21 protein-coding genes, 1 tRNA gene and 1 other RNA gene are annotated in these 25,172 nt (G+C 67.7%); 6 read left to right on the top strand and 17 right to left on the bottom strand.

All coding sequences use genetic code 11. From position 1 onward, the window contains the following. Positions 1-11: 11 nt before the first annotated feature. The 10 genes from B7R24_RS17485 to B7R24_RS02495 form a co-directional block, all read right to left on the bottom strand. Positions 12-173 (bottom strand): hypothetical protein, encoded by a 162-nt coding sequence (locus B7R24_RS17485; RefSeq protein ID WP_172582676.1) that lies wholly within the window; start codon positions 171-173, stop codon positions 12-14. A 27-nt stretch (positions 174-200) separates the two neighbouring features. Further along, positions 201-443, bottom strand: a complete 243-nt coding sequence (locus B7R24_RS02535) for a CopG family transcriptional regulator (protein WP_116417423.1) — start codon at positions 441-443, stop codon at positions 201-203. Positions 444-473: 30 nt separating this feature from the next. Further along, entirely contained in the window at positions 474-1,955 is a 1,482-nt protein-coding gene (locus B7R24_RS02530; protein ID WP_116417422.1) for a sugar transferase, read from the bottom strand. A gap of 92 nt (positions 1,956-2,047) precedes the next feature. Then, a complete protein-coding gene (locus tag B7R24_RS02525; protein ID WP_116417421.1) occupies positions 2,048-3,514 on the bottom strand; it encodes a polysaccharide biosynthesis tyrosine autokinase in 1,467 nt (488 codons plus the stop codon). Positions 3,515-3,624: 110 nt separating this feature from the next. Further along, positions 3,625-4,218: a low molecular weight phosphatase family protein gene (locus B7R24_RS02520; RefSeq protein WP_116417420.1), complete on the bottom strand. Its 594-nt coding sequence runs from the start codon at positions 4,216-4,218 to the stop codon at positions 3,625-3,627. A gap of 57 nt (positions 4,219-4,275) precedes the next feature. After that, positions 4,276-5,889: a hypothetical protein gene (locus B7R24_RS02515; RefSeq protein ID WP_116417419.1), complete on the bottom strand. Its 1,614-nt coding sequence runs from the start codon at positions 5,887-5,889 to the stop codon at positions 4,276-4,278. Positions 5,890-6,019: 130 nt separating this feature from the next. Next, positions 6,020-6,238 carry a hypothetical protein gene (locus B7R24_RS02510; protein ID WP_116417418.1) on the bottom strand — a complete coding sequence of 73 codons (219 nt, stop codon included), beginning with the start codon at positions 6,236-6,238 and terminating at the stop codon, positions 6,020-6,022. A gap of 31 nt (positions 6,239-6,269) precedes the next feature. After that, the gene (locus tag B7R24_RS02505; protein ID WP_116417417.1) at positions 6,270-6,767 is read right to left on the bottom strand and encodes a DUF1707 SHOCT-like domain-containing protein; all 498 of its coding nucleotides are present in this window, start codon (positions 6,765-6,767) and stop codon (positions 6,270-6,272) included. Then, positions 6,764-7,861, bottom strand: a complete 1,098-nt coding sequence (locus B7R24_RS02500; RefSeq protein WP_116417416.1) for an aspartate-semialdehyde dehydrogenase — start codon at positions 7,859-7,861, stop codon at positions 6,764-6,766. The genes B7R24_RS02505 and B7R24_RS02500 overlap by 4 nt, the downstream gene beginning before the upstream one ends. A 71-nt stretch (positions 7,862-7,932) precedes the next feature. Next, complete coding sequence (locus B7R24_RS02495) at positions 7,933-9,207, bottom strand: aspartate kinase (RefSeq protein WP_116417719.1); 1,275 nt, start codon at positions 9,205-9,207, stop codon at positions 7,933-7,935. Between the two features lie 129 nt (positions 9,208-9,336). On the opposite strand from B7R24_RS02495, the gene B7R24_RS02490 reads away from it, so the two are divergent. Next, entirely contained in the window at positions 9,337-9,771 is a 435-nt protein-coding gene (locus B7R24_RS02490; RefSeq protein ID WP_116417415.1) for a cupin domain-containing protein, read from the top strand. A 27-nt stretch (positions 9,772-9,798) separates the two neighbouring features. Then, a complete protein-coding gene (locus tag B7R24_RS02485) occupies positions 9,799-11,526 on the top strand; it encodes a putative Ig domain-containing protein (protein WP_116417414.1) in 1,728 nt (575 codons plus the stop codon). Positions 11,527-11,661: 135 nt separating this feature from the next. On the opposite strand, the gene B7R24_RS02480 is transcribed toward B7R24_RS02485, so the two are convergent. The 4 genes from B7R24_RS02480 to B7R24_RS02465 all read right to left on the bottom strand — a co-directional run bounded on the left by B7R24_RS02480 (position 11,662) and on the right by B7R24_RS02465 (position 18,847). Beyond that, positions 11,662-13,632: an AtzH-like domain-containing protein gene (locus B7R24_RS02480; RefSeq protein WP_116417413.1), complete on the bottom strand. Its 1,971-nt coding sequence runs from the start codon at positions 13,630-13,632 to the stop codon at positions 11,662-11,664. A 2-nt stretch (positions 13,633-13,634) separates the two neighbouring features. Further along, the gene (gene recR, locus B7R24_RS02475) at positions 13,635-14,234 is read right to left on the bottom strand and encodes a recombination mediator RecR (protein ID WP_116417412.1); all 600 of its coding nucleotides are present in this window, start codon (positions 14,232-14,234) and stop codon (positions 13,635-13,637) included. A 3-nt stretch (positions 14,235-14,237) separates the two neighbouring features. Beyond that, on the bottom strand, positions 14,238-16,979 hold the full coding sequence (locus B7R24_RS02470) for a DNA polymerase III subunit gamma and tau (protein WP_116417718.1): 2,742 nt from the start codon (positions 16,977-16,979) through the stop codon (positions 14,238-14,240). Between the two features lie 101 nt (positions 16,980-17,080). After that, positions 17,081-18,847 carry an alpha-keto acid decarboxylase family protein gene (locus B7R24_RS02465; protein WP_116417411.1) on the bottom strand — a complete coding sequence of 589 codons (1,767 nt, stop codon included), beginning with the start codon at positions 18,845-18,847 and terminating at the stop codon, positions 17,081-17,083. A gap of 70 nt (positions 18,848-18,917) precedes the next feature. Here B7R24_RS02465 and B7R24_RS02460 point away from each other — a divergent pair, with 70 nt between their 5' ends. Next, positions 18,918-19,427: an Lrp/AsnC family transcriptional regulator gene (locus B7R24_RS02460; protein ID WP_116417410.1), complete on the top strand. Its 510-nt coding sequence runs from the start codon at positions 18,918-18,920 to the stop codon at positions 19,425-19,427. 162 nt (positions 19,428-19,589) lie between these two features. Continuing rightward, positions 19,590-20,159: a GNAT family N-acetyltransferase gene (locus B7R24_RS02455; RefSeq protein ID WP_216364023.1), complete on the top strand. Its 570-nt coding sequence runs from the start codon at positions 19,590-19,592 to the stop codon at positions 20,157-20,159. A 201-nt stretch (positions 20,160-20,360) separates the two neighbouring features. Here B7R24_RS02455 and B7R24_RS02450 read toward each other — a convergent pair whose 3' ends face one another. The 3 genes from B7R24_RS02450 to ffs form a co-directional block, all read right to left on the bottom strand. Further along, the gene (locus B7R24_RS02450; RefSeq protein WP_116417403.1) at positions 20,361-21,557 is read right to left on the bottom strand and encodes an acetate/propionate family kinase; all 1,197 of its coding nucleotides are present in this window, start codon (positions 21,555-21,557) and stop codon (positions 20,361-20,363) included. Beyond that, on the bottom strand, positions 21,554-23,815 hold the full coding sequence (pta, locus tag B7R24_RS02445; protein ID WP_116417402.1) for a phosphate acetyltransferase: 2,262 nt from the start codon (positions 23,813-23,815) through the stop codon (positions 21,554-21,556). The genes B7R24_RS02450 and pta overlap by 4 nt, the downstream gene beginning before the upstream one ends. Before the next feature lie 279 nt (positions 23,816-24,094). Beyond that, an RNA gene (ffs, locus tag B7R24_RS02440) (signal recognition particle sRNA small type) lies at positions 24,095-24,191 on the bottom strand. Positions 24,192-24,286: 95 nt separating this feature from the next. On the opposite strand from ffs, the gene B7R24_RS02435 reads away from it, so the two are divergent. Further along, on the top strand, positions 24,287-24,940 hold the full coding sequence (locus B7R24_RS02435; RefSeq protein WP_116417401.1) for an SDR family oxidoreductase: 654 nt from the start codon (positions 24,287-24,289) through the stop codon (positions 24,938-24,940). Positions 24,941-25,009: 69 nt separating this feature from the next. Further along, a tRNA-Ser gene (locus tag B7R24_RS02430) sits at positions 25,010-25,097 on the top strand. Positions 25,098-25,172 lie beyond the last annotated feature (75 nt).

The raw sequence follows: 25,172 nt of genomic DNA, 5'->3' as shown, positions 1-25,172 counted from the left end.
CCACCACGAGTTCAGATGCCCGTGGCGAGCCGCACCCCCGCTGCGATTCGTGTCAGCAGGTAGCTCGGCACACGGCCGACCGGATACGGGTCGAGGTATTCCCGGCTGACCGGGCCCAGTTGAGACACCACAGCGACGGAGTCCTTCCCCAGCCCTGACGCATCAGATGGCACGAGAACATTGCCGGGGATCACGAGCAATCACCAGCTCTCGTTCTCGAGGGTTCGCTCAGCCTCGCGGAGAAGGAGGCCGTCACCGGCAGGCTGGCCAGCACGAGCGATGACCGCGTTTGCCAGAGCCGTGAGCTCCGCTTCGCCTTCCAGCTCATAGGCGAATTTCTTGCCCGCGATCTGATAGAACTCCGAACGATTCAGGCCATGCCGTGCGGCGATCCGTTCGAAGCGATGAAAGTCCCCGTCGGGAACCGAAATCGCGGTCTTCATACCAGAGAGTATGCCCGGTCAGACCCGCGGCTAGTAGGCGCCCTCTGAAGCGAGAACGGCGCGAGCCGTCTTCCAGAGGATGAGTAGATCGCCGGTCATCGACCAGTTTTCGACGTAATAGAGGTCGAGGCGCACCGAGTCCTCCCAGGAGAGGTCGGAGCGCCCGCTGACCTGCCAGAGGCCGGTGATGCCCGGCTTCACCAGGAAGCGGCGGTGCACATGGCGCTCGTACTGCTCGACTTCGCGCTGGATCGGAGGCCGCGGGCCGACGATCGACATCGTGCCGCCGAGCACGTTGAACAGTTGCGGCAGTTCGTCGAGGCTGTAGCGGCGCAGGAACTTGCCGATCGGTGTGACCCGGGGGTCGTTCGCCATCTTGAAGAGGATGCTGTTGCCCTCGGAGCGCTTCTCCTTCTCCAGAAGAGCGAGCCGCGACTCGGCGTCGACGACCATCGAGCGGAACTTGAGCATATTGAACCGGCTGCCGTTCAGCCCGATGCGCTCCTGCCTGAAGAAGATGTCACCCGGTGTGCTCAGCCGCACGCCGATCGCCACGGCGATGAGCAGCGGCGAGAGCCCGAGCAGCAACAGCGAAGACAGCACGATGTCGGTCGCCCGCTTGGTGAAGCGCTTGCCGCCGGCATACCTCGGAGTCTCCACATGGATGAGCGGCAGGCCTGCAACAGGGCGGGTGTGGATGCGCGGGCCACCGATGTCGGTCAGCGACGGGGCCACGACGAGGTGCTGCCTGCCGGGCTCGAGCGCCCAACTCAGCTCACGGACCTTCTCGGGTGCGAGTTCGTCGCTGGACGTGATGACCACCGTGTCAGCACCGCACGAGAGCATCGCGCCCTTGAGGTGGTCGATGTTGCCGAACACCGGGATGTCGGTGCCCGGCAGATAGCCGGCCACCAGTCCGCTGGGTACGCACGCTCCGACCACGCGGTAGCCGGCCTGGGGCTGCCGGGCGAGTTCGCGGGCGATGTGCGACGCGCTGGCGCTGGATCCGACGAGCAGCACCCGCGAACTGTAGAGGCCCGCCTTGCGCTGAACTCCGAGCCAGCGTCGCCAGATACTGCGGGAGAAGACCAGCAGGATCACACCCAGGGGCAGCGAGACGATGATGTACCCGCGGGCGAGGTCGAGCTGGGAGAGGAACGCGATGATGGCGACCAGCCCGAACAGGCGCAGCGTCGCGTCGAGGATCTGCTTGTATTCGGCGGAGCCTGTTCCGACGATGCGGTATTCCCGAGTGCCGTAGATGCTGAGGGCGGCCACCCACGCGGCGATGAGCAGGAACGACACGAGGGTGTAGCTCAGGACGACGTTCGCCGTACCGACTACGGCTGGTTTGACCAGATTCGCACCGAACCAGAGCAGCTGCGTGCCGAAGACGGCAACCACCAGCACGACCAGGTCGTTGATGATCAGCCGCGAGGCATAGACGACCCGCCAGTCGCGGGGCGTCCGCGAGTCGGAGTGCGTCAGGACTGGCGCTTCTTCTTGGATCATGCTCCCCCACGTGACCGCCGAGAACGACGGTCCGCCTCGGCGATCTTCATTGGAATTGAGTCGTATAACTGGGCCGACCCGACCGGCCGGACCTATTTCAAGGAGGTCAGCTCCATGGCGTCATCGGGAACCTCGGCCTTAGTTTTGCGTCGCTTGCGGTCAGAAGCCTTAGTGTTGTCGAACTCCTCGCCGTAACCGTAACCGTAGCCATACCCATAACCGTATCGGCCATATCCGTAGGAGTCCGGCCCCTTCGTCGGGAGCATCGTCATGACGACCCCGGCAATGTCGGAGCCGACGTTGGTCAACGCTGAGATCGCACCCTTGAGCTGGCCGCGGTGTACGCGACCAGCACCCACCATCACCAGCGCACCACCGGTGTGCTTCGCCAGAATGGCAGCATCGGTCACCGGGAGTAGCGGCGGTGCGTCGAAGAGGACGAGATCGAACTCTGCCTCGAGATCCTCGATGAGACCGATCATGGCTTTCGAACCAAGCAGCTCGCTGGGGTTCGGGGGTATGCGGCCAGCCGGGAGAACGTAGAGTTCGTGGGATCCCCAGCGTTGAATGACGTCGGATATCTCGGCTCGACCGACCAACAGGTCCGTGAGGCCAGCCCCACCCTCCAGCCCCAGGTACTCGGCGAGCTTGGGCTTGCGGAGATCGGCGTCGATGATGATTGTTCGAGTGCCCGCCGAAGCTGTGACGATGGCGAGGTTCGCCGAAGAGGTGCTCTTTCCCTCGCCGGGTATGGACGACGTGATGACGTAGCTCTTGGGCCTGTCGAGTGCGACGAGGAACTGAAGATTGGTGCGCAGCGTTCGGAAAGATTCAGCGCGCGGGCTCCGTGGATCATCCTGAACGACGAGCGGCCGCTCGACCGCCTTCGGGTCGAAGGCTATGCCACCCAGAATCGGCGCAGAGGTAACCGCCTCGACGTCGCGTTCGTTCCGCACCTTCGTGTCGAGTGTCTGCCGGAGGATGGCGACACTCACGCCGAGGATCAGGCCGACGATTCCTCCGAGGAGGATGTTGAGCTTGGTATTCGGCGAGGCAGGCTCGTTCGGAACCAGTGCCTCCTGCAGCACAGTGATCTTGACGGGACTGGTGCCTGTGGTGTTTACGGGAACCAGCTGACCGACGGTCGTCTCGAAACTCGAGGCGATGGCATTCGCGATGTCAGCTGCGCGCTGAGGGGAGCGGTCTGTCACACCGATGTCGACGACCACGGTACCTGTCGCTGTGCTGGCGGTGACCTGGCTGGCCAGACTCTGCGCAGAAACCGAGAGGCCCAGCTGTTCGATCACCGGCTGCAGTACGGCAGGTGTCGTGATCACGTCGGTGTAGCTCTTCACCTGGTTCTGCGTGAAGTTGCTGCCCTGCGTGAGCTCACTCACGGTTCCGGCCGACTGAACCGAGACGAACACCTTGCTCGATGCCAAATACAGCGGAGCTGTCGCCAGAGAATACAGCGAACCGAGAGCTACTCCGAGCAGAGTCAGCGCCAGGATGATTATCCAGCCCTTGCGAAGAACTCTCAGGTAGTCGCGAAGCTCCACGTAGTCAGCCTTTCCCCGATGTGACCCTTAATGGTCACCTTTCTCGACAATCTTGACACAGAAGGGAGTCAGATCAATCTCGCAGACGTTTCGAGCGTATTACGGTCTGGTCAGGATCGAGCAGCCAGGGAGAGGGTGTGTACGACCTGGTCGACGGCCGGGATGATCTGGCTCGCCGACAGGGCGTAGGTGTCGTCGTCGCGGCGGTAGGGGTCGATCACGTCGTCGTCGTCGGGCGATGCGGGCGCTTCGGACTGGCCCCGCCGCGACCCCGTGAGGGTCACCATCGCCCTCAGCTTGTCGCGCGTGGTGTCGAATCGGCCCGCAACCGCAACGATCTCCTCATCGGAGATCTGGGCGGCGAGCCGGGCGAACTCCCGCAGGGTGAACGTCACAGCGACCTTGCGCGGCACCAGTTCGACGATGGCTCTGCGGTGTGAGCGTGCCATGGCGAACAGCAGGTCCGCGCCGCCCACGAGCCGCTCGGTCATGTAGCGGGCGTGGTGCTGAGAGAGATCGACGCCGTTCGCGCGGCCGATCTCGAGAATCTCGTCGGTGACCGGTTCGCCGTCACGGGCGATGGCACCGACACTCGAGAATTCGATGGTGGGAATTGCCGCGAGACCGGCGCGCAGCAGCCCCTCGGCGAGCGGCGAGCGGCAGATATTGCCCGAGCACACGGTCATGATCGACAGGTCTGTCACTTTGCACCCTCACGGTCAGCGCCACGAGCGTCGGGCTCGCCAGTCACGCTTCACAGCCTAGAGTCCCGCGTCGGCAGAACGATCATCCCGCGCCTCCGCCCGCGCGGCTCGCACGCGGAGGGCGAGGATGCCTGCGCGTCGGCGATCGACGTCGGTGACGGTGTCCTCGGCTTTGACCCGGCGGAGAAAGGGCAGCACCTCACTCCTCAGGGCTTCGATGTCGTTGCCGAGGAACTCCTCGATCGCGCTGCGACGTTCCCGCAGATCGCGCGCCTCACGCTCGACGGACAGGCGCTTGCGGTCGCGGCGGAGCCCGGCGATGTTCGTGGCCGCGAAGATGACAGCGGCGCCGCCGAGCGCGATGACCGAGACGCAGAACGTAGTGAACCAGACGATCATGCCCGCATCACCCACGGCGGGGCCGTTCACGAACGCCAGGGCGACGACGACAACAACGGCGATGAACACCCGCAGCAGGATCTGGCGCGGGAGTCGGTACGTCGCCGAGACCGCTAGAACCAGCGCGACCGCCAGGGGACCCCAGTCGTTGCGAGAATCGACATCAGACCCGAGCTGAGAGAGAGACTCCAGGATGAACGACAGCAGCACGAGTGAGAACGCGATGTCGTAGCGGGCTTTCGTGACTGTTCTCCTGCGGTAGTCGGCCGCCCAGACGAGGTACCCGAAACCGCTCACAAGGCAGACGAGCGCGAGGCTCATCAGGGGGAACGAGACGACGTCGCCTGCCCCCAGTACCGTCAGCACGGCGGCGACAGCGACAGCCGCAGAGCCGGCGACGATCACCACGATGCGGGACGTCACCCCGGAGATCGGGCTGATCTCCTGGGCCGTCTCGGCCACGGGTACGTAACCTCTGCGGTCGTCGCTCGCCTCTCGGGCGAGCATCGCCTCGTCGACGAGAAGCCCCGGGTGAGCGAGGGAGGCGATGTCCTTCGCCAGGAATGCCCGGTGCTCGTCGAGCAACGGGGTCGGTGCGACGGCGAGGGTCTCCAGGTCATTCAGCACGCTGTCATAGAGGGTCGCCGAGGCGAGCGTGGAGATGCGGCCGCGTTCCGTGCGCCGTTCCTCCACCTCTGCCGCGGCCTGCCACGAGACGGCCTCCCGGAGACTCCGCGACCGCCCTCCCCAGATCGAGAGCAGAGCCACCACGATGCCCAGCCAGACGAACATCGCCGGGGGGTCGATGACGGGGGGAAGACCGGCCACCTGCGTCGCCAGGGCGACGCTGATCGTCGATACGACGAATCCGGCGGTGGTGCGGGCCAGCGCGGCCGGGAGGGATGTTCCAGCCACCCCTGCGAAGGTCACAGCGATCTTCGGGGCGGTGAAGATCGCGACATCCGACCCTTCGTAGAGCCGAGCACCGGTCTGCACCTCGAGGGTGAACACGAAGACGCCGACCCCCGCGACGAGCATCAGCAGGCCGACGAGCCACGGTTTCGAGACCATCAGCGACCACGCGACGCTCAGGCCGGCCGCGCCGAGACCCGCCAGCGCCAGGGCGATGTTGACCTGCGGCAACGAGACGTTGTAGCCGGCGACGAACACGACGGATGAGACGAGGAGCACAGCGCTGCCCCAGATCGCGGCGCGGCCGAGCGCCCTGTCCGTCGAGACCCCGGTGGTGTCGACAGGTGCTGCTTGCGCCATGACGTCCCTTCGGCGCTCCGGCCTTTCCCCCTGTCAAGGCTCTGAGCGCGTCTAGTCATAGTAGGCACAGGCGGCATGTCTGTCACTGGGCTGGTGCGACCCGGCCGGTGTGTGCCAGACGTGGCACGGGTCAGCGAAGCGTCGCCCGCTCGGGAGGCGCGTCGAGCAGAGACGCCCCCGCGTGGTTGAAGGTCTCGGCGGGGTGCGCCCTCGACCACTCGCGCTCGAGGCGCTGCTCGCGCTTCGCGTTCGCGATGAGGCGGCCCACGACGAGAGCGAAGGCGAATGAGATGACTATCCAGCCGAGAAGGCAGGCCGCTACGACTGCGATGATCTGTACCGTTTCCATGACAGAGGAATCATAGCTGAACAATCCTCACTCAGCTAGGGTCGCGGTAAGGATCGCGATCCCGGTCGCTGTCACGGGTTCCGGCAGCGTAGACGATCGCGCCGGTGACGGGAACGAGGAGGAACCAGAGCCAGCTGAAGTTCCAGCCGACGAGTGCGCTGGTGATGAAGAACAGCACTGTGGCCACCAGCGGCGACAGCGACACGGCCACAGTTCCGAGCCGGCCGCCGAGCGGACCCCTGCGGGCCTGCGGGTCGGGAATCGCCTTCGCTGACGCGCCATAACCCAGCGCTGCAGGCGCGAACTCTGCCGGTCGCGCTTCGCTCTGCCGGTCATCCTGAGGCAGATCACGAAAGATCGGCTCGAGATCTGCCTGGGTGACAGCCGACCTGACCGCGCCGACCCGCTCGTCGAACTCGGCGGCGCTGAGACGACCGTCGCGCTGGTTCGCATTCAGACGGGCCACGGCTCTGTCACGCTCGGCATTCGACAAACGCACTGCCCCGCCGTATGCGCCCTGATCGGTCATGCTCCTATTGTGGCTGCTTCTGGCACATCGTGGTAGCTCTCGGCCGCCGCGCGCTCGGCAAAGATCTCGGCGATCTGCACCGCATTCAGCGCGGCACCCTTACGGAGGTTGTCGTTGCTGATGAACAGAGCGATTCCCCGGCCGTTCGGAACGCCTTCGTCCTGACGGATGCGGCCGACGAAACTCGGGTCGGCGCCGGCGGCCTGCAACGGCGTCGGAACATCGGAGAGCTCGACCCCGGGTGCCTCGGCGAGCAGCTGGGTAACCCGTTCCGGACTGAGCGGCCGGGTGAATTCGGCATTGATCGAGAGGGAGTGGCCGGTGAAGACCGGAACCCGAACACAGGTGCCGCTCACGAGCAGGCCCGGCAGCTCGAGGATCTTCCGACTCTCGTTGCGCAGCTTCTTCTCTTCGTCGGTCTCGTTCGAACCGTCGTCGACCAGCGAACCCGCGAGAGGGATCACATCGAAAGCGATCGGGCGAACGTACTTGACCGGGTCGGGAAAGTCGACAGATGCGCCGTCGTGCACGAGGTCGAGCAACTTTCCGGAGGCGACCGCGGCCTCGGCCTGGGTCGCCAGCTCCTCGGCACCCGCAAGCCCACTGCCGGACACTGCCTGGTACGTGCTCACGATGAGCCGCTCGAGGCCGGCCTCGGCGTGCAGTACCTTCAGCACGGGCATCGCCGCCATCGTGGTGCAGTTCGGGTTGGCGATGATTCCCTTGCGGGCCTCGTCGACGGCGTGCGGGTTGACCTCGCTGACGACCAGCGGCACGTCGGGGTCCATGCGCCAGGCGCTGGAGTTGTCGATGACCGTCACACCGGCCGCGGCGAACTTCGGCGCCAAGGCCTTCGATCCGGTGGCGCCGGCCGAGAAGAGAGCGATGTCGAGGCCTGTCGGGTCTGCCGTGGCGGTGTCTTCGACCACGATCTGCTCGCCACGGAAGGTGAGGGTGGTACCTGCCGAACGGGCGGTGGCGAAGAACCGGATGGTGGCAATGGGAAAGTCGCGCTCGTCGAGCAGCTGGCGCATGACCTTGCCGACCTGGCCGGTCGCACCCACGACGCCGACGTTCAACCCTGTTGTAGCCACTGTTCCCTGTCCTTTAGATTCGTTTCCTCACCCTACCAAGCCCCGACATCGCGGGCCCCGGCGGCCAGCGGTCAGCGCCCGGTGCCGCCGTGCACGACCGCCTCGTCGTCGGCGTCGAGTCCGAAGGCGGTGTGCACCACACGCAGGGCGTCGTTCACGGTGTCGGCCCGGGTCACGACCGAGATGCGGATCTCGCTCGTGGAGATCATCTCGATGTTGATGCCGGCCTCGTACAGAGCGGTGAAGAGCTTGGCCGAGACGCCGGCGTTCGTGCGCATCCCCGCGCCGACGAGCGCGAGCTTGCCGATCTGGTCGTCGTACTGCAGGCCGCGGAAGCCGACATCCGTCTGCTCGGCGGTGAGCGCAGTGAGCACGGTCTGGCCGTCGGACTTCGGGAGGGTGAACGAGATGTCGGTCAGGCCGGTCGCGGCCGCCGACACGTTCTGCACGATCATGTCGATGTTCGCGCCGGTCTTGGCCACGATGTTGAAGATCTGCGCGGCCTTGCCGGGGATGTCGGGCACGCCGACGACGGTGATCTTCGCTTCGCTCAGGTCGGTGGCGACCCCGGCGATGAGTGGTTCTTCCACAGGGCTCTCGCTGTTCTCTTCGGTCGGGTTGTAGACGATCGTGCCCTCATTGTTGTTGAACGAGGAACGAACGTGAAGGGTGACGCCGTGTCGTCGTGCATATTCGACGGCGCGAATGTACAGAACCTTGGCACCGTTGGCCGCGAGCTCGAGCATCTCCTCGCTCGAGATACGGTCGATCTTCTGTGCGCGCGGAACGACCCGGGGGTCGGCGGTGAAGATGCCGTCGACGTCGGTGTAGATCTCGCAGACATCGGCGTGCAGCGCGGCCGCCAGCGCGACGGCGGTGGTGTCGGATCCGCCGCGGCCGAGCGTGGTGATGTCGCCGGTACCACGGTTAAAGCCCTGGAACCCGGCGACGATCGCGATGGCGCCCTCGTCGAGAGCGTCCCTGACCCGCACCGGGGTGACGTCGACGATGCGCGCCTGGCCGTGCCGGGCATCCGTGATCATGCCGGCCTGGCTGCCCGTGAACGAGCGGGCGTCGTGACCCATGCTGCGGATCGACATCGCCAGCAGCGCCATGGAGATGCGCTCCCCCGCCGTCAGCAGCATGTCGAGCTCGCGGGGGGCCGGGATGGGCGTGACCTGGTGCGCCAGATCGAGCAGTTCGTCAGTGGTGTCGCCCATCGCGCTGACGGCCACGACGACCTCGTTGCCGGCCTTGCGGGTCTCGACGATTCGTTTGGCGACGCGCTTGATGCTCTCAGCGTCGGCGACGGATGATCCGCCGAACTTCTGCACGATCAAACTCACTGAGGGCACTCCCGACATGACGGTGAAAGACGACTTCCCATACTAGTTGGCGGCTTCACACCCCCGTAACATTCGGGCCCTAGGCTTCGGGCTCCATCCCTTTCCCGCCTGAAAGCCAAGGAGGCAACCGTGACCGGTGCCGCACCGATCGTTCGCAACCTCACCGACCTGCCGGGCTATCTCATCAGCCCCGATGACACCGTCGTGCTCGCCGAACTCGCGGGGCCCGAACAGGGAAGCTCGACGAGTGTGTTCCTGGAGATCTGGGAGCCGGGCGGGGCGCGGCCGCTCAACTCGCACGCCGAGTCGGCCGAGACGTTCATCGTGCTGTCGGGAAGCGGCGCGGCGCACTCCGACGACCAGACACTCGCTCTGGTCGCCGGCGACGTGCTGACGCTGCAGCCGGGATCGGAACACCGCATCGTCAACACGTCGGCGACCGAGAAGCTCTACACGATCACGATCATGGCGAACGACGGCGGGTTCGCATCGCTCGTCACCCGGGGCACGCGCGTGCCGCTCACAATGGCCGATCTGGGCGTTCTGGTTCGATCGCTGGCTTAACCGAGCATTGCTCAGTATCATGACGGTATGAACCTCGCCACACCGCCTCGAGTCATCGTCATGGGTCTTGCGCTGGGGTGCGTCCTGGCCGCCCAGTTCACCGTCGCCGGCCTACCTTCCGCGTCTGCGGTGGGCAGCACCTACACGAACGTCGGCGGCACGCCGTATGCCCTGGTGGTCGACCAGCTCACGCACCGCGTCTTCACCACCGACTACAGCGCAGGAACGGTGACGATCTTCGACGGCAGCGTCGAACATCGAAAGATCACGACCGTCACTGTCGGGTCGGCCGGGGCGCGGCCGGTCGCGATCGCCCTCGACGAGTCGTCGCAGAGCGTGTTCGTCGCGAACGCCGACGCGGGAACGGTGTCGCGGTTCGACGCCGACGACCCCGATCCCGTGGCGGAGGCGCTCGTGCGGGTCGACGACCCCTCGGCGCTGGCGATCGACCCCGCGACGCATCTCGTGTACGTCACGAGCGCGTCGATGAACCGTGTCTCCTGGTTCGACGGCAGCGCTGATGCTCCCGCGCTGAACTCGGTGCCCGTCGGGCGGCAGCCCTCCGGGGTGGCGATCGACACGACTGCTCGCCTGGTCGCCGTGACCAACCTCGCCGACGGCACAGTGTCGCGATTCCCCGCCGTGCAGCCGGCCAGTCCCACACCCTCCGCACCGCCGACTGTGACCACCTTTCCGGTGGGCAGTTCTCCCTCGGCGATCGCTGTCGACCAGTCCAATCACATCGCCGTTGCCACGAACCTGCGCGATGACTCCATCTCGCGATTCGACCTGACCGCGGAGACGCCCGTGGTCAGTTCGGTGACGGTCGGCCGCGGGCCGGCATCGGTCGTGATCGACCCCGCTACGCACTACGCCTTCGTCGCCAATGGCCTCGGTGAGACCGTCTCGCAGTTCGATGTGATGAATCCGGCTCCGCCGGTGATGGTCGTTCCACTCGGCAAGGCTCCACGGGGGGTCGGCTACGACCCGGGCCTGAAGACCGTGTACGCATCGAATCCGCTGAACGGCATCGTCGCCGGCCGGCCGCCCCTGACGCCTGCGCCGCCGCAGATCGTCTCGGAGGATCCTCATGTGCTCACCGTGGGAACGTGGTTCAGTCATGCGTTCGAGGCCTCGGGCACACCGCAGCCGACTCTCTCCCTCTCGAGCCCGCTGCCCGACGGGCTCACCTTCGATGCGTCGAATGGCGGTCTGACGGGAACGCCGACGTCGGAGGGTACCGTGACCGTCACCCTGACGGCGCACAACCTCGCCGGAGCAGACGCGGTGCACACCTACCGGCTCGTCGTCAGGCAGGTGGCGCCATCGCTGATGCCCTCACAGCCGTTGCCCAACGGGACGGTGGGTCGCACGTACAGCTCTCGGCTCGCTCCGGCCGGGAGCGCTCCGGCGACCTGCGTCGTGAGCTCCGGGCGGCTGCCCGCGGGGGTGGCACTGGCGGGATCGACGTGCGCTCTGTCGGGCAAACCGGCGGCGGCGGGGCCGTGGGAGTTCCAGGTGACGGCGTCGAACTCGGGTGGTTCGGTCGCGGCGTCCTTCTCGGTGACTGTGGCGCCCGGCGGGGGCGGGGGTGGCGGCGGGTGCGGTGACGCACTCGGTGACGGACCCGCCGACGTACGCGGTGACGGACGCGGCGACGCCGAGCCGCTGGGACCGGCGTTGGAACTTCCCGCGCCGGCGCCTACGGGGCCTGCGCCGCTGAAACTCATTGAGGAGGGCAAGCCGTCCTGCTAGTGGCGGTCACCCTGCCCCGGGGTGGTGCTGGCGGAGAGCGCATGGGCGTACCGAGGCGCTTCCGGCGCCAGAGCCGTTGCGTCAGAGCGCTTGCGTCAGAACTGGTGCATCAGCGCTCGTGCGTCAGCGCTTACGTCAGCGGCGCGGGGTCGCGAGGTCGATGAGGGCGAGGTCGGCTCCGCGTGAGCCGATGATGCAGAGACCGACGGGGAGGGTTCCGCACCGACCGTAGGGAAGGGTGAGGGCCGGCAGCCCGGAGAGTGAGGCGAGGCAGGTCAGACGCAGCGTCGCTGCACGAACACGGTCGATCTCTGCGGGGGTTGCGTCGAGGGTCGGTGCTGGTCCGGCGGTCGATGGCAGAGCGAGCACCGATCCCGGAGCAATGAGTGCTTCGAGACGCTCGGTGGCCTGCGCCAGCGTGGCCCGGGCATCCTGCGCCTGCTGCTCCGTCAGCGAACTCGCCACCCGGAAGCGTTCGCCGATAGCCGGATCGAGGGCGCCCGGGTTCGCGCTGACGAATGCTCCGTCGGAGGCCCACGCTTCGAACTGCTGCACCACCCGAAAGGCGTCGAACCACTCCTCGAGTCGGTGTGGGTCGATCGTGGTCTCGCCGCGGGACTCGATCACCTCGGCCCCGGAGTTGAGCGCGAGCGCGCGAAGGCCCGCCTGGAACGTCAGCTGCGTGTCGGCGTCGGCGAGCGCAACCAGGGCGCGAGCGACGATGATGCGCGTGATCGGTGCGGGCGGGTTCGAGTCGACCGGCGCGTGGGAATGGCCGGACGGGGCCACGCCTGTCGGGGCCATGTGGGTAGGCGCCACGGCGGTCGGCGCCATGTGGGTCGGCGCCGCGGGCGTGACGGTTGCGCCCGTCGTCAGGATGGCGCGGGCGCCCGCGGCGAGGGTCGCCAGGTCGTTCGCGAGCACTCCGACAGTGTCGAAACTCGGAGCGAGCGGAACCAGACCCTCCCGCGAGACCGCGTCGTGCGTCGTGCGGAGCCCGAAGAGCCCGGTGTACGAGCCCGGAACGCGGATGGAACCGGCCGTGTCGGTACCGAGCGCGAGATCGGCGAGCCCGAGGGCGACGGCCGATGCCGGCCCGCTCGTCGAACCGCCGGAGATGTGGCCCGGTGCCGCGGGGTTCGGCGGGGTGCCGTAGTGCACGTTGGTTCCGGCGATCGAGAAGGCGAGCTCGTCGGTCTGGGCCAGCCCGGTGATCTCGGCACCCTCGTGAAGCAAAGCCTGAACCGCGGGGGCTGTCACGTGCTCGGGCTCGCGGCCTTCCCGAAAACGGGGATTGCCGGCACCGATCGTCTCACCCGCCAGGGCGAAGAGGTCTTTGACGGCGACACGGATTCCCACGAGCGACCCCGGTCGGTCGTCACCGTCGGGATGGGCGAGCGAGGGACGCAGCGGGCGTCTCTCCTGCGGGGTCGCCCAGATCGCACGTTCTTCTGCCTCGGTCAGCTGCGATCCGCTGAACTGCACGCCTGGGACGGTCGACACGTGGGCCACGACGACGGCCCAGACTCCGTCGACGCGTCGCCAGAGCTGCGTCTGGGTGCCCGTTCCGCGGTCACCGCGAACGGATTCCGCGACGATCACCGCCGCATCCGGGGCAATCGGGCGCAGGTGCACACGGCGCAGGTACCGACGAGGCACGGGAGGCCGCGTGGCTCGAAAGGCGGCGATGGCATCATGGCCGACCAGTGCCGAGCCGGCCTCGCTGCGCACGGTGTCGGTACCGGCGGCGAAGAGGGCGTCGAGCTCAGGGATGTTGTTCGTCATCAGGGCCCGCTCGTACCGCCAGAACGCCGCGAGCAGCGCCGGGTCGCCGAACCAGCCCGGGGCGGTGCCCGCCGAGGCTGCGGATTCGGATGCGGACACAGACGCCGACTCCGGCCCGGCGGCGGCCTGCACGGCAGAAGCGTGTGCGGGTCGAGGCGCGGCGGGCTCCAACAACCCCGCAGATGCCGCGGTGGCGCCCGGCGCAAGGGTCTGCGTGTCGCCGGTCTCCGGGTCGCTCGGCTCGAGCCGGGCATCCGGAGCCGCGTGCTGGTGCGCATGCTGGCCCGCCGACTGGCCGGGAACGGGAGGGCGCCACCGCATGGCTACCGCTCCACCAGTCGACGACCCTCGAATGCTCGGCCGAGGGTGACTTCGTCGGCGTACTCGAGGTCACCGCCGACCGGCAGGCCGGAGGCGAGCCGGGTGACGCGGATCTCGAGGGTGGTCAGCAGACGGGAGAGGTACGTCGCTGTGGCCTCGCCCTCGAGGTTGGGGTCGGTGGCGATGATGACCTCCTCGACCGTGGCATCGGCGAGGCGTTTCATCAGCTCGCGGATGCGCAGGTTGTCGGGCCCGATGCCGTCGATGGGGCTGATCGCGCCGCCCAGCACGTGGTATAGCCCGCGGAACTCCCGCGTACGTTCGATGGCGACGACGTCTTTCGCCTCCTCGACGACGCAGATCAGGTTCTGCGATCGACGCGGATCACGGCAGATCGTGCACGTGTCCTGCTCGGAGACGTTGCCACAGATCGAGCAGAAGTGCACCTTGTCGCGCACCTCGATGAGCACCTCGGCCAGCCGCGTTACGTCGAACGACTCGGTCTGCAGGATGTGGAAGGCGATGCGCTGGGCCGACTTCGGCCCGATGCCGGGCAGACGGCCCAACTCGTCGATCAGCTCCTGAACGATTCCCTCGTACACGGCCTAACCTTCCCTGTTGGGTGCCGGGCGGGGGGCCACGGGTCGTTCTTCGATGAAGCTCGCACCGAGAATCTCGCGCACGACCGCCTCGCCATACCGTTGCTTCTCACCGAACTGCGGCACAGGCCGGTCGGGTGCGGCCGAGCGGTTGGGGGGTGCGGGACGATCCGGGGAGGCCCGGTCGGGTGCGGGCCGATCGGATGCGGCCCGGCCGGGTGCGGCTCGATCCGGGGCGGCCGACACAGGTGGGGTGGTTGCAGGCTGGGCATCGGACGGACCCGAGGCGAACGGAACCTCCTCGTCGGCACTCGCCCATTCCGCCGGAGAGTCGTAGTCGGGGATGTCCCCCTCGGGAATGTCTTCCGGTATCTCGGACATCGGGATGTCGACAGTGATCGCACCCGCGCGAACAGGCTCGTCGCCTTCTTCGGGAGCGGAAACGGGGATGGCCACCACCGGCCACGAGGCCCGCGCGCTGGGCCCACTAGCCGGTACGGCACGGGGTGTTGCGGGGGCTGTCGCCCCGGGAGCGGGGGCTGTCGCCCCGGGAGCGGGGGCCGCGCCGGCAGCGTGCGACGCACTGGCGCGCGCAGGGGCGGCTGCGGGTGCGGGCGCACCGGCGGAAGCAGGCCTCCCGGCGGGAGCACCGGCCACAGGCGTGGCGGCGAGCCTCCCGGGCGCGTCCCGGCCCGCCGACGAACCTGCGACCTGAACGGGCGGAGCATCTGCCGAGGACGCGGCGCTGTTGCCCGCCCTGTCAGTGGTGGCGCCCTGGCCGGGCTGGGGGTCTGCGGTGCGCTCGGCCGAGGTGTTGCTGGCGTCGACGCGGGCGATGAACTTCACACGGAGCCCGAGAACGTCGACGATCGCCTGGCGCAGGAACTCGCTCACCCCCTGGCCCGGGCTGTGCTGCTGTTTGAAGTTGTCGACATCGTTCTGGCTCGGGAAGGTGAGCGTCAGCACATCACCGGCGAGCGCCCGCACCGAGCCGGTGTAGACGACGATCCACGCCGCCCGGTTGGCCTTACCGACCGTCTCGAGAATCTCGGGCCACGCGTCTTTGAGCTGCTGGATCGACACGGTCTCCGCAACGGGCACTGACGCCGGCACGGCTGTCGCCGATGTCGCGGTCGCGGGTTCGGCCGACGCAGCGCTAGACGAAGGGGCCGCCGGCTGTGGCTCGCTCTCCTCGCCGCTGGTCGTCGACGAACCCGGCCGCCCGTCGATGCTGTAGGTGCGCTCCGAGGAGTTCGAGCTCGGTGCATCAGAACTGCTCGACCCGGAGCCGGTACCCGTGCCGACGAATAAAGAGGAGCCGACCCCTCCGGCATCCGCCCGGCCGTCACTCTGGCCACCACTCGACGACGCCTCGGCAGAACTACCCGCCGCACCACCCGATCCACCCGTCGACGCGGCCGCTGGAGCGGAAACCGCCGCCCCGGAAGCACCCCCCTCGCCCCTCGATGCACCCGCAGCGCCCGTCGCGACACCGGCAGCGCCCGTCGCCGCACCCGCAGCACCCCTCGAAGCACCCGCACCCAGAACCGCGGCCCCGTGCATCCCGTCGCCCGCACCGTCGACACCGACCCGGCGCTCGAGGCGCTCGACCCGCGCCAGCGCCCCGCGGTTCGTGTCATCACTCGACGGAACAAGCACCCGCGCGATCATCAGCTCCAGGTGCAGGCGCGGCGACGTGGCTCCGGTCATTTCGGTGAGAGCCGCGTTCACGATGTCGGCCGTACGCGAGAGTTCGGCCGGGCCGAACAGAGCCGCCTGCTGCTGCATCTGCAGGATGTCGTCGCTCGGCATTCCGCGAAGCACCGCCGCAGCGCCCTCGGCCGAGCGCGTCGCAGAGACGATGATGACGTCGCGAAGGCGTTCGAGCAGGTCTTCGACGAAGCGCCTCGGATCTTGCCCCGTCTGGATCACCCTGTCGACCGCGCCAAAGGCACCCTCTGAATCGCGGGCGCCCAGCGCATCGATGACTTCGCCGAGCAGTGACGCGTGCGTGTAACCGAGCAGTGCAACCGCGCGCTCGTACTCGATGTGGTTGCTCTCCGACCCGGCGATGAGCTGGTCGAGCAGCGAGAGTGTGTCGCGCGCCGAGCCACCGCCCGCCCGCACCACCAGTGGCAGTACGCCGGGCGCAGCCGTGATGCCCTCGATCTCGCAGAGCGCCTGCACGTACTCGAGCAGCTGCGCGGGTGGGATCAGGCGGAACGGATAGTGGTGCGTACGCGACCGGATCGTGCCGATGACCTTGTCGGGCTCGGTCGTCGCGAAGATGAACTTGATGTGCTCCGGCGGCTCTTCGACGATCTTCAGCAGAGCATTGAAGCCCTGAGGTGTGACCATGTGCGCCTCGTCGAGGATGAAGATCTTGTACCGGTCACGCGCCGGTGCATAAACGGCACGCTCCCGCAGGTCGCGCGCATCGTCGACACCGTTGTGGCTCGCCGCATCGATTTCGACGACGTCGAGCGACCCGGAACCGTCGCGCGCCAGCTCGACACAGCTCGGGCACACGCCGCAGGGCGTGTCAGTCGGCCCCTCGGCGCAGTTCAGGCACCGCGCCAGAATGCGCGCCGACGTCGTCTTGCCGCACCCCCGGGGCCCGCTGAACAGATAGGCGTGGTTGACCCTGTTCGTTCTGAGCGCCGTCATTAGGGGCTCGGTGACCTGCGACTGCCCGATCATCTCGCCGAACGTCTCAGGCCGGTAGCGACGATAGAGGGCTGTGACCATGGCACCAATGGTATCGGCCACCACCGACACTCACCCCCTCACGCGGCAACCTATGGAGACGGCCGCGAGCGCACCGAATGTGCAGGAGATCTCGACGCAGATCAGACGGTGGAAGGCGCGACCAGGGCCGGCGACCCAGACGGCATGACCGGCGCATTCGCCTCGGAGAGCCCCGCACCGAGCGCCGTCAGCAACCGCGGCGAGTCGAGCGGCGGCAGGATCGCCTCGATCAGCACGAGCTTGTCGGTCGTCTCCGTGGCCATCGCCAGCGCCGCCGCCAATTCCCCGCCGTTTCGCACGGTCACCGTGACCGCACGGTCGCCGGCACCGAAGGCAGCGGGAAGTTCCGTCCAGTTCCAGGCCGTCACATCCTGGTAGACCGCCTCGGGGCTCTGGATCGCCCGCTCGATCGTGTAGCCCCCGTTGTTGAGCAGCACGATCACCGGTGTGTGCCCTCTATGCAGGATGGTCGCCAGCTCCTGCACGGTCAGCTGCGCCGAGCCGTCGCCGATCAGGAGCACCGCGCGCTTCTCCGGTGCCGCGATGCAGACGCCGAGTGTCGCGGGCAGGGTGTATCCGATCGACGACCAGACGGGCTGGCCGAGCAGATCGCAGTTGTCGGGCAGCCGCAGGTCGATCGCCCCGAAGAACGACGTTCCCGCCTCAGCGATCAGCGTGGTGTCGGGAGCCAGAAATCCCTGCAGGTGACGCCAGAACGTCTCGTGCGAGAGTGGCCCGACGATCGACGCACCAGGGCCCGCGTCTGTGCGGCCGCCGACAGATCGCGTGGCCTCGGCCGGTTTCAGGATGATCGGCTCGAGGGCATCGAGACGGGCATCCTGAATCACCTCGTCGAGGATGCGCAGGGAATCCTCGAGCTGAACGCCGAAGAACGTCGTCTCGCCGACACGCGCCCAGGTCGTTGCGAGTTCGACGGCCTGCTCGGGGTCGAAGCGGTGGGTGAAGAAGCCCGTGAGCAGGTCGCTCATGATCGTTCCGGCGAGCACGAGCAGGGGCGCTTCATCGATTGCTCGGCGGGCGTCGTCGCTCTGGGTGTGGGCTCCGAGGTAGGTACCGACGCTTTTGGGATGCGACTCGTCGAGAATCGCCTTGGACCCGCTCTGGGTGGCGATGTAGACGCCGGGCGCGTCGGCGAGCGAGCGGATGATCGGCTCGAGTTGGCGGCGGTGAACCCGCGGGCCCACCAGAACGCCGACGCTCACCGCCGAGTAGACGGCTTGGCGGAGTGTCTCGGTGAACCGCTCGAGCTGGCGCGCGTTGCTGCCGAACAGCTCGAGAGGCTCGCGGAGGTTCGCGCCCGAGACGAGCGACACGGCGACATCGGCGGGCACGCCGATGTACACGGGCTTGGACTCGTTGAGCGCCGTCAGCAGGATGCGGTCGATGTCGGCGGGGGCAGTCGCCGTCTTCAGCACGACGGAGGCGGCGGTGACCTGCTCGTACGCCCGCACAAAGTGGTCGAAGTTTCCGTCGGCCAGGGTGTGATGGAGCAGAGCCCCGGCAGTCTGAGCGGAGGTGGAGGGCATCCCGGTGATCTGCACGACAGGAACGTCTTCGGCGAAACTGCCGGCAACGCCGTTGATGGCGCTCAGTTCGCCGACGCCGAACGTGGTGACGACGGCGCCGATACCGCGGCGGATGCGGGCGTAACCGTCTGCGGCGTAGGCCGCGTTCAACTCGTTCGCCGTTCCGACCCACTCCATACCGTCGACGGCGAGCATCTCATCGAGCAGGCTCAGATTGAAGTCGCCCGGAAGCCCGAACAACTGCGGCGCTCCCAGCTGGGAAAGGCGGGTGGCGAGGTATGCGCCCACACTGATGCGGGTCGGGGCCGAGAGGTTCGTCATGGCGTCAAGTAGAGCAAGAGCCGGGCGAACTGTGCAAGTGAATCGGGTTTGACTGATCAGACTGACTAGTATGGTGCACGTGTCATCCCGAAAGGCCACCACATTGCCCAAACCTCCGGCACCCGTCCCGCTCGATGCCACCGACCGTCGGATTCTCGAAGCACTCGACGACGAGCCGCGCGCACCGGCCCTCCTGCTGGCACAGCGTCTGAGCCTGGCGCGCGGAACCGTGCAGTCGCACCTCGAACGGCTGGCACGGGGCACGGCGCTGCGTGCCCACAGTGTTCGCGTGGAACCGCAGTCGCTGGGCCGGCCGCTGCGCGCTTTCGTGACGGCAGAGGTCGACCAGGAGTTGTTCGACCAGACCATCACGGCACTGACCGCCATCCCCGAGGTCATCGAATGCTCGGCCATCGCGGGTGCAGACGACATCATCTGCCAGGTCGTGGCCCGCAATGCCGACGATCTGTACGAAGTCGGGCAGGCGATCCTGCGCTGCCGGGGCATCCGGCGCACGTCGACCTCGATCGTGCTGCGCCAGCTGATGCCGTATCGCATATCGCAGCTGCTGCCGGAGTGAGGGCCCCAGGGGGCGCGCGTCTGCTGGGGCGCCGGTGCACGGGGTGCGCGCCTCGGGTCGGGCCACGAATCGACACGGTTTCGGCGATCCTGGCCCGTGAGCGGTGTGGATGCCCGAAACCGTGTCGATTCCGGATGATCGGCTCCGCTTTATGCTCGAACGATGCTGATGCGCCCCTTCGTTCTGTCTGACACCGAACCCGTCGTCGCCCTGTGGGAGGAGTGCGGACTGGTGCGCTCGTGGAACGACCCCCGCAAGGACATCGCGCGAAAGCTCACTGTGCAGCCGGAGCTGTTCCTCGTGGGGGTGGCCGGCGGCCCGGGCGGTGCGGGCGCGGGGGGCGCGGGCGGTGCGGGCGCAGGCGGCCCGGGCGGTGCGGGCGCGGGGGGCGCGGGCGCGGGCGGTGCGCTGGGCGCGGGCGGTGCGCTGGGCGCGGCGGCGGTTGAGCCGGGCGACGCGGATGCAGCGGGCGAGATCGTCGGCACCGTCATGATCGGGTACGACGGGCATCGCGGCTGGATCAACTACCTCGCCGTCGCGCCCTCGCACCGCGGCCACGGCCACGGCCGCGCGTTCATGGTCAAGGCCGAGAGTCTCCTCAGCGACCTCGGCTGCCCGAAGCTGAACCTGCAGGTTCGCGCGGGCAACGACAGCGTGCTGGCGTTCTACACAGCCATCGGCTACGCGCCCGACCACGCGATCAGCCTCGGCAAGCGCCTCATCGCCGACTGAGCATCGGCCGATCGAGAACAACCCGCCGGATGCGCTGGGCACGCAATGGCGAACGGCCGTCCCGGCGCGAAAGGCCCGCGGGGGGCGCGGGGCGCGAAAGGTCCGACGGGCGGGCCGGGCGGAGCCCGCGGGGCGCGCAGTCGCGCGCGGCCCGACGTGCGCCAGTTCTCGCGGGCCCGGGGGGGTGCCCCCTGAGCCGGGTCAGACGACCGAGAGCGACTGGCGGGCGATCTCCAGTTCTTCGTTGGTGGGAACGACCAGCACGGTCACCGCTGAGTCGTCTGTCGAAATCACACGCGCGCCGCGCTCAGCGGAGGCATTGCGCTCGGGATCGATGCTGATACCCAACCGCTCCAGGCCGGCCAGCGACCGTTCACGCACCACGACGCTGTTCTCGCCGACACCCGCCGTGAACACGATCGCGTCGACTCCGCCGAGCTCGGCGATGTAGGCGCCCACGTAGTGCTTCAGGCGGTGCAAGTACACCTCGAGAGCAAGCTCGGCACGATCATCCCCTGCCCCCGCGGCCTCGACGACGTCGCGCATGTCTCCGCGCCCGCTGAGCCCGAGCAACCCGCTCCTGCGGTTCAGCAGGGTGTCGAGCTCATCGAACCCCAGGCCGGCCTTGCGGTGCAGATGCACCAGCACCGCAGGATCGAGGTCGCCCGACCGGGTGCCCATGACGAGACCCTCGAGCGGGGTGAGCCCCATCGAGGTGTCGACCGATCGGCCGCCGTCGACAGCGCAGGCAGAAGCGCCGTTACCGAGATGGAGCACGATCGTCTTCAGATCGCCGAGAGGTCTACCCAGAAAAGCGGCGGTCGCCTCTGAGACGAACTTGTGGGAGGTGCCATGGAATCCGTAACGGCGCACCCTGTTCTTCTCAGCCAGCTCGGCATCGATCGCGTAGCTGAAAGCGGCGGGCGAGAGGGTGGAGTGGAACGCCGTGTCGAAGACGGCCACATGCGGCACGTTCGGGAAGGCCTTCTGCGCAGCGGTGATGCCGTCGAGGTTCGCCGGATTGTGCAGCGGCGCGAGGTCTGACAGGTCTTCGATGTTGATCTTCACGAGGTCGGTGACGACCGTGGGCTCGAAGAATCGTTTTCCACCGTGCACCACGCGGTGCCCCACGACCACGGGGGCATTCTCCTGGAGCGAGGGCCCGTGCTGCTCGAAGGCCGCGATCATCACGCGGAATGCGGCGGTGTGGTCTGCGACAGGCTCCGTTGTGCGGAAGGTCTCGTCGTCACCGCCCGCCGTCACCGTGTGTTTGACCGAACCGGTCTGCTCGCCGATGCGCTCGATGAGACCGCTGGCGAGAACAGACTCGCCCTCCATCTCGATCAGCTGGTACTTCAGCGATGACGAACCGCTGTTGACGACGAGTACGGCGCTCATCGCGACACCCCCGCACCGGCATCGGCCGCGGCATCCCGAACCGACTCGCTCGCGCCGGCGGCCGCAGCCTCTTGAACCGGCTGAGCCGGGGCATCCGTCTCTTGACTCGTCGCCGCCTGGATCGCCGTGATGGCGATGGTGTTCACAATGTCCTGAACGAGAGCCCCGCGCGACAGGTCGTTGATCGGTTTGTTCAGCCCCTGCAGCACCGGGCCGACGGCCACCGCACCGGCACTTCGCTGCACCGCCTTGTAGGTGTTGTTGCCCGTATTGAGGTCGGGGAAGATGAACACCGTCGCCCGCCCGGCGACGTCTGACTCGGGCATCTTCGCGGCCGCCACCGCCGCGTCGGCTGCGGCGTCGTACTGGATCGGCCCCTCCACGAGCAGGTCGGGACGACGCGAACGCACGAAGGCGGTCGCCTCGCGCACCTTCTCCACGTCGGCACCCGAGCCCGAAACCCCTGTCGAGTACGACAGCATCGCGACTCTCGGGTCGATGCCGAACTGCACGGCGGTCTCCGACGACGAGATCGCGATGTCGGCGAGCTGGGTCGAGGTCGGGTCGGGGATGACCGCGCAGTCGCCGTACACCAGCACCCGGTCGGCGAGCGCCATCAGGAAGACACTCGAGACGACCGACACATCGGGCCGGGTCTTGATGATCTCGAAGGCCGGCCGAATGGTGTGGGCCGTCGTGTGCGCGGCACCCGAGACCATCCCGTCGGCGAGCCCGAGGTGCACCATCATCGTGCCGAAGTACGACACGTCGCTCACGGTGTCTCGGGCCATGTCGAGGGTGATGCCGCGGTGTGCCCGGATGCTCGCATACTGCTCCGCGAAAAGCTCCCGCAGCTCGGGGTCGAACGGGCTCACGATCGCGGCCGCGTCGAGGTCGATTCCGAGCGTGGTCGCCCGCGAGCGGATCTCGTCTTCCTCCCCCAGCAGGGTCAGGCGGGCGATACCCCGCGTCAGCACTGTCGCCGCGGCCCGGAGCACCCGGTCATCCGTTCCCTCGGGGAGAACGATGTGCCGTTGTGCTGCCCGCGCGCGGTCGATCAGCCCGTACTCGAACATCAGCGGGGTGACCACCGCAGACGAGCTCACGTCGAGCAGCTCGAGCAGCCGGGCGCCGTCGACGTACTGCTCGAAGAGCGCGAGCGCGCTGTCGTACTTGCGCTGCGAGTCGGCGGCCAGCCGGCCCCTCGTCGAAGTGATTCGCACGGCCGTGTCGTAGGTACCGAGAGGGGTGCTGATGATCGGCAACGTCGTCTCGAGGCCGTCGATGAGCCGCTCGATCGGCTCGGGAAGATCGAAACCACCGTTCAGGATGATGCCTGACAGGCTGGGGAACGTCGCAGACGCATTCGCCATCAGGGCAGCCAGCAGCACCTCGCTGCGGTCACCCGGAATGACGACCACGGCGCCCTCCATCAGCCGCGGCAGCACGTTGACCATCGACATGCCGGCGACGACGACGCCCAGCGCCTCCCGGGCGAGCAGTCGCGGGTCACCCTTCACCATGGTGCCGCCCGTGGACTCGAGGAGGTTCGACATGCTCGGCGCGACCAGGAGCCGGTCTTCGGGAATCGACCAGATGGGGATGCGGGAACGCAGCTCCCCGGTCGGCTTCGCCACCGACAGCCCGGGCAGGGCATCACCCGTGGCGCGGGCGATCGAATCGCGGATCTTCTCGAGGTTCTCAGGGTCGCTGCGGTTCGCCACGATGCCGAGCAGTGTCGCGTGCGCGGCTTTCAGCTCGACCAGAGCCAGCTCGGTGATCTGCCGCATGTCGTCGGGGGTGCGTGCGTCGGAGTGCCCGAGCATCTCGGTCGCGCCCTGGCCCGCACGACCGCCCAGGACGAGAAGCACGGGAGCCCCGAGGTTTGCGGCGATGCGCGCATTGAATGAGAGCTCGGTCGGACTGCCCACATCGGTGTAGTCGGAGCCGAGAATGACGACGGAATCGCAGAGACGTTCGACGGCCTTGTAGCGTTCGACGATGCGAGAGAGGGCCGCATCCGCGTTGGTGTGCACGTCTTCGTACGAGACGCCTATGGCGCTGTCGTAGTCGAGGTCGATGCCATCGCGGGCGAGCAGCATCTCGAGAACGTAGTCGCGTTCGCTCACCGACCGTGCGATCGGCCGGAAGACACCGACCCTGCCGACGTTCCGCCCGAGAATGTCGAGCACACCGAGCGCGATCGTCGATTTGCCCGAATGCCCTTCGGCGGAGGTGATGTAGATGCTGCGCGCCACGACTCTCCCTGTCTTGTGACAGGCCGGGTGTCCGAGCTGCCGTTGACAAGCCTAGGGAGCGGTGCCTGTGCGCGCACCCCCTGTGTACTGATGGTCAGCAGTCTGGGGGCTGTCAGGGAGTGATCGCCATCAGAGCTCGCGATGCGAACCCCACACCGAGTCATCGTGCGACCGAGGCGCGGCCGCGCGGCGGCGTGGTGCGGGCGCCGCCGGTGCGGCGGCCGGGTGCGGGCGCCGCCGGTGCGATGTCGTGCGCCGCAGGGGCGGCGGCGCACCAAAAGAAGAGACCCCCCGCGCACCCGCCAGAGCCCGGTTACCCTTGCTGCATTTCTGCCCTGGGGGAGTTGGCCTGGATGGCGCCACGCGGGGAGCCGTGCAACAGTTTAGCCGACCGGGGCACCGTGCGCGAAGCCCCGCCCTTCCCCGCACCCACGAGTTGGCAGAACTCCTGCGGGGGCGTTGGATGGAGAAATGAGAATTGCCATCGCGGGCGGCCACGGAGCCATCGCCCTCCACCTCGAAAAACTCCTCTCCGACCAGGGCCACGAGGCCGTCGCGATCATTCGCAACGCCGACCAGGGCGCCGATGTGCTCGCTGCCGGCGGCATCCCGCTCGTCGTCGACCTCGAGAACACGGATGCCCAGACCCTCGCCCGCGACCTGCAGGGTGTCGACGCCGTGGTGTTCGCGGCCGGCGCCGGCCCGAACTCGACGGCGGAACGCAAGTTGACCGTCGACCGTGACGGCGCCATCCTGCTGGCCGACGCGGCGGAGGTCGCGGGCATCGGTCGCTACGTTCTGATCTCGTCGATGGGCGCCGATGACTTCGACCCCGACTCGGAGGAGGTGTTCCAGGTCTACCTGCAGGCGAAGTCCGCCGCCGACGCGAACGTGCGTTCGCGCAATCTGGAGTGGACGATCATCCGGCCCGGTGGGCTCACCGACGACGCACCGACCGGCGAGGTGACGCTGGCCGAGAGCACCGGCCGCGGCACGATCCCCCGAGCAGATGTCGCGGCCCTCGTCGCCGCCGCGCTGCTCGACGGTATCGCGATAGGGGCACAGTTCGAAGCGATCTCCGGCGACATCCCGATTCCGGATGCGCTGGCAGCCGTTCGGTACTGAACCGCGCGGCGGGCGGGGATGCCGTAGGATGCTCTTTGGCCGTTTCTGCATCCGGGAGGCGGTTCGCCAGGAGGATTCGCCTAGTGGCCTATGGCGCACGCTTGGAAAGCGTGTTGAGTGAAAGCTCTCGGGGGTTCGAATCCCCCATCCTCCGCCACCGAGTGAAAGCGCAACACCCACACAGGGGGTTCAAATCCCCCATCCTCCGCCGGTTGTCACAGTATTCTGGGGG

The sequence above is a fragment of the Subtercola boreus genome, assembly GCF_003399645.1.
GTDB lineage: Bacteria > Actinomycetota > Actinomycetes > Actinomycetales > Microbacteriaceae > Subtercola > Subtercola boreus_A.
The sequence above is the reverse complement of the archived record's forward strand: the minus strand, read 5'-3'. Positions and strand labels throughout refer to the sequence as shown.